Annotated in this window: 6 protein-coding genes; 3 read left to right on the top strand and 3 right to left on the bottom strand. The window is 36.4% G+C overall.

Going from position 1 to position 4,601, the window contains the following annotated elements; genetic code table 11:
- Nucleotides 1-105 precede the first annotated feature (105 nt).
- Nucleotides 106-408 (bottom strand): PIN domain-containing protein, encoded by a 303-nt coding sequence (locus EO766_RS17790; RefSeq protein WP_143439527.1) that lies wholly within the window; start codon nt 406-408, stop codon nt 106-108.
- Nucleotides 409-511: 103 nt separating this feature from the next.
- Nucleotides 512-997: a hypothetical protein gene (locus EO766_RS17785; RefSeq protein WP_218836915.1), complete on the bottom strand. Its 486-nt coding sequence runs from the start codon at nt 995-997 to the stop codon at nt 512-514.
- 299 nt (nt 998-1,296) lie between these two features.
- On the opposite strand from EO766_RS17785, the gene EO766_RS17780 reads away from it, so the two are divergent.
- The 3 genes from EO766_RS17780 to EO766_RS17770 all read left to right on the top strand — a co-directional run bounded on the left by EO766_RS17780 (nt 1,297) and on the right by EO766_RS17770 (nt 3,979).
- Nucleotides 1,297-1,878 (top strand): Crp/Fnr family transcriptional regulator, encoded by a 582-nt coding sequence (locus tag EO766_RS17780; protein ID WP_074418254.1) that lies wholly within the window; start codon nt 1,297-1,299, stop codon nt 1,876-1,878.
- Nucleotides 1,879-2,079: 201 nt separating this feature from the next.
- On the top strand, nt 2,080-2,664 hold the full coding sequence (locus EO766_RS17775; protein ID WP_074420781.1) for a YceI family protein: 585 nt from the start codon (nt 2,080-2,082) through the stop codon (nt 2,662-2,664).
- 619 nt (nt 2,665-3,283) lie between these two features.
- Nucleotides 3,284-3,979, top strand: a complete 696-nt coding sequence (locus EO766_RS17770; RefSeq protein ID WP_074420780.1) for a GDSL-type esterase/lipase family protein — start codon at nt 3,284-3,286, stop codon at nt 3,977-3,979.
- A 148-nt stretch (nt 3,980-4,127) separates the two neighbouring features.
- Here EO766_RS17770 and EO766_RS17765 read toward each other — a convergent pair.
- Nucleotides 4,128-4,601: DsrE/DsrF/DrsH-like family protein (locus EO766_RS17765; RefSeq protein ID WP_287101726.1), on the bottom strand; the 474-nt coding region annotated here is incomplete at its 5' end.

Here is a 4,601-nt window from a genome sequence, read left to right as displayed (position 1 = left end):
TCAATATATCATCCACTAAACAGTAAATTCCAATAACTTTGTCCTGAAGCATTTGAGTAGAAGTTTTGTTTTCGCAACTCAAAATTATTCCTATTTCAAATGCTTCTATTTTAGGAAACTTGGGTTAATTATATTTCGCTCATTCAATTTTAATTTTCCTTTATTTCGAAAAATTATTTTGGCAAATTCCCCTGTTTGTTTTGAATGATCCAGATTGAATGGCAAAATTTGTAAATTTCTTAAAGGCAGTTCATGTACCTCACCTCCAACGCAATATTCTGCAATAGAGATTGTGGAAATAAACATTGCGATTTCTTTTTCAAGAAAATATCTAAAATATACGTCTGCATTTCTAAACAAAGGGCTAAGCTCATCCAGAAAGCGAAGAAAAAAACTTGTATCAAGCAAAATGGATGGATTTATGCGTCATAACCTCCTCTTATATTTTTTAGCCATGAATCTGCATCAATCTTATCCAGCCAATTCTTTTTTGCTTTATCACGGAGCCCTTTCAAGTATGCTTCATCATATTTAGGGAAGTAATCCACCAATTCAATGAATTTAAGCGTAGAGGTATCAATTTCGCCTGTATAGAATGTTGTTTACCGGTTGCTCTAATACCTAATGTTTTATATAAGATATTATCCTCGTATTTTTCTAAAAAGCTGATGGGGGTTTGCACTCTAACTGTTCCTAACTCATTGGTATAAATATGAATGTTTGCTTTGTCTTTGCCACCGGCGTTAGTCATTTTACCATAAAAGTAAAATTCAGCATCTGCCCAAATTGCTTCGGTTTTTTTAAAATTGGTTGTACGATCAATTCTAATTTCATTAGAGTTTTCTATAGAGGTTTTAATGTTAAATACATAATCTCGTTTTGAGGCCATGTACTGAATATTTTCAAAAGCTTTAGCTGTTGATAAATCAAGAAAGTCAATATTTTGAGCAAAACTTACCTGACCGATAATTGCATTAAATCCGATGATATATTGCATTGAAGTCTTTAGAATATGTTTAACAGAGCCTCGCTCAATGTTATAACTAATTAGGGGGCGGTCCTTTTTATCACCGGGATAAAGGAGGTTCTCGGGGCATCTTCAAGAATAGAAATAATATCCCTAATGTCGAAATTATCAGGTGATAAATCCAAATTGCCTTTTGAACCGGTAATTCTTATTTCTATGTAACCAATTTTGTCCACCTTGCAAAATAACGATTATTTTGCTAAAGTTGAAATGATTGACTGAAAAGTGGCTTGATGTAATGTTGTCAAAAAATAATCGTTAATAACCTCATGTACAAAATATATTTTCAGCACCTGAACAAAAAAATACCGCTCACCAAAGTGGAAGAGGAATTGATTAAAAGCCATTTGGCCTTTAAAAAATTGCGCAAAAAGCAATACTTGTTGCAAGAAGGAGATGAATGTAAATACACCGCATTTGTAGAAAAAGGGGTATTACGTTCTTATTCGGTTGATGGTAATGGCGGTGAACATATTGTTCAGTTTGCCATTGAAGGCTGGTTCATTTCAGATTTATATAGCTTATTTTCCGGCGAACCGGCTATTTATAATATTGATGCCATTGAAGATGCGGAATTGGTATTAATTAGTAAATCGGCCAACGATGCTTTGCTGCAACAATGCCCCAAATACCAAACCCTGATGCTGGAAATAATTACCAATGCCTACATTGCACTACAAAGAAGATTAAATGCCATACCCCATTTAACGGTGGAAGAACGATATCAAAAGTTTATACAACAATACCCCGCTATTGCTAAACGAGTGCCACAACACATGATTGCCTCTTATCTGGGCATTACACCCGAAACCCTGAGCAGGGTACGCCGAAGAATAACCAACGGTAAATAAAATTTTATACAACATCAATAGCTTGATTCAAATCAATGCTTTTTATTGCGTTATATCATTGTACCGGCGCATACCATTCCGCTAATTTTGCCGGATGAATATAACGTATACCCATTGCTATCTTATTTTAAGCAAAGTGTTGAGGTGGTGTGGTAGTATCGAATAATCACAAATCAATTTTTTATCACCAAAACAAATAAAATGAAACAATTATTCGTAGCTGCTTTACTTTTTATGCAAACAGCAGCTTTTGCACAAACAACCTGGAAGAATGATAAAGCACATTCTAAACTCACTTTTACCGTTACCCATTTAATGGTATCGGATGTAGATGGCTTATTTAAAAATTTCGACGTAACCATACAAGCATCAAAACCCGATTTTAGTGATGCTGTATTTAGTTTAACTGCCGAGGCCGCATCTATTAATACTGAAGTAGAAATGCGTGATAACGACCTGAAAAGTCCCAACTTTTTTGATGTGGCTAAATTTCCTGTAATTACTTTTAAAAGTACCGCCATTCAACCTGTTGGCAATAACCATTATAAATTAACCGGCAACCTAACCATGCATGGTATCACTAATCCCGTTACCATGAATTTGGTGTATCGTGGTACCATTGTGAACCCTATGACAAAAAAAGACGATGCGGGTTTTAAACTTACCGGTACCATTAATCGTACCGATTTTAATATTGGTACCAAATACCCATCGGCAATGATTAGTGATGAGGTAACCATTAAGGCAGATGGCGAATTTGCAAAGCTCACAAAGAATGCACAGTAATTTAAACTACAAAATGGTTTGTAGCCACAAATGGACTCGCATAACCAATCACTTAATCACCAATTAATTCCGGTTGGTGCCCCCACCAACCGGTAGTTTAAATTTCAAAAGCTCACAAAGAATGCTTTGTAGTACACACCTCAAAATGATAAGTAGCCACAAATGACGCGGATAGACACGAATGAATATCACTAACACCCAAAGACCAACTACCTAAAGACCAGCCACCCATCTCTCTGTGCCCTTTGTGTAAAATCCTCTGTGGGCTTTGTGGTTAAGAAAGACAGGCGTAAATAATACGGGTAAACATGTGATAACGGCATTCCATTGCTGTGAATATCTAATACCCAACACCCAAAGACTAAAGAACTTCATAAACCAACAGAATCTTGAGTCCGGCTTATTTCAAAATATAAACTAAAAAAATATTTGTTTTCGTCTTTTCAGCGTTGTATATTCACACAGCGGTAATCGGAAATATACTCATTCATTATACTGCCCATTTTCCCTGATTTTATATTCAACACAACCATGCAATACATCAGCATTGCAGGTAACTGTTTGCATAATAGGCATTAGGGTAAATATATTCAGTTTAACCACTTAAAAACAACAACACATGAAAGCGCTGAGGTATTTTATATTTGGATGTATGCTATGGCCATTGGGAATGCAGGCACAAGTAACCAACCAGCATTTGTTTGATACTACGGGCTTTATACCCGAACATTATGCCGTTCGTATGGCTGCATTTGCAAAAGAGCCTATTGTAAAAGGCAAAATCATGTTTTTGGGTAATAGCATTACCGAAATGGGTAACTGGGAAATACTGTTAAATGATTCAACGGTGATTAACAGGGGTATTGGTGGCGATATTACTTATGGCGTTTTAAAGCGGTTAGAGGATGTAATTGCCCGCCAACCTTCAAAAGTGTTTTTACTAATTGGTATTAATGATATTGGGAAAGATATTCCCGATGCCGTTATTGCCGATAACATTGGTAAAATTGTGCGGCGCATACAAGCAGGAAGCCCGGATGCAAAAGTGTATGTGGAAAGTATTATGCCTGTAAATCCCGATGTAGTTAACTTTCCCCAGCATTATGATAAACAAAGCCATATTGTGCATACCAATCAACTCATTCAAAAAATGGCGGCACAATTAAAAGTACCTTTTATCAATATTCATGATTTGTTTACTGATGAAAAGGGAAGGCTCAATGCAAAATATACCGCCGATGGGTTGCACTTAACCGCTACCGGTGGGGGATATCAAAAATGGGTTGCTTATTTGAAAGATAAAGGGTATTTATAAACTTATACACTTTTACTTAGCAGGCTGCCTTAAGATGAGGTATTTGGAAATGGAAGAAAATAGGAAGTTGGCTTTTAGTTGCGATATAAAAAACTGACCGATTATAGAAATAATCGGTCAGTATCATTAAAGATTGCTTGCCAACTAGTTATACAAAAAGCATGTGGGTGCCTAAGCCGGAGCCTTGCTTGTAAAAATCGCCAACGGTAATAACGCCATCTAAATCATCGTACATGTCTTCTTTTTTGTAATGAAACATTTCCATGGCTAATTTACAAGCCCAAAGCTTAACGCCGGAGGCTTTTAGAATATCAAGAAATTCTAATACATCGGGCATATCAATTTTTTCCATTTCCTTTTTCATCATACTGGTGGCCAATGCTTCCACGCCGGGTAATCCGCCTAATAGGGTAGGCATGTGCAGGGCCGGGTTTCCAACAGTGGCAGTATGTAAATGTTCTAATTTGCCTTTGTGAATGGCTTCTAAACCAAAAAAAGTAAAAAACATTTCTGCTTCTATGCCTTCCATACGGGCACCATTGGCTAACACAAAGGCGGCATACACATTTTCAAGGGTGGCTTTAGAAAGTATAATCATCATCTTTCTTACTTCGCCATTAAA

The sequence above is a fragment of the Hydrotalea sp. AMD genome (genome assembly GCF_004100315.1).
Taxonomy (GTDB): Bacteria; Bacteroidota; Bacteroidia; order Chitinophagales; family Chitinophagaceae; genus Hydrotalea; species Hydrotalea flava.
Note: the sequence above shows the minus strand (reverse complement) of the source record. Positions and strands in the feature narration are given on the sequence as shown.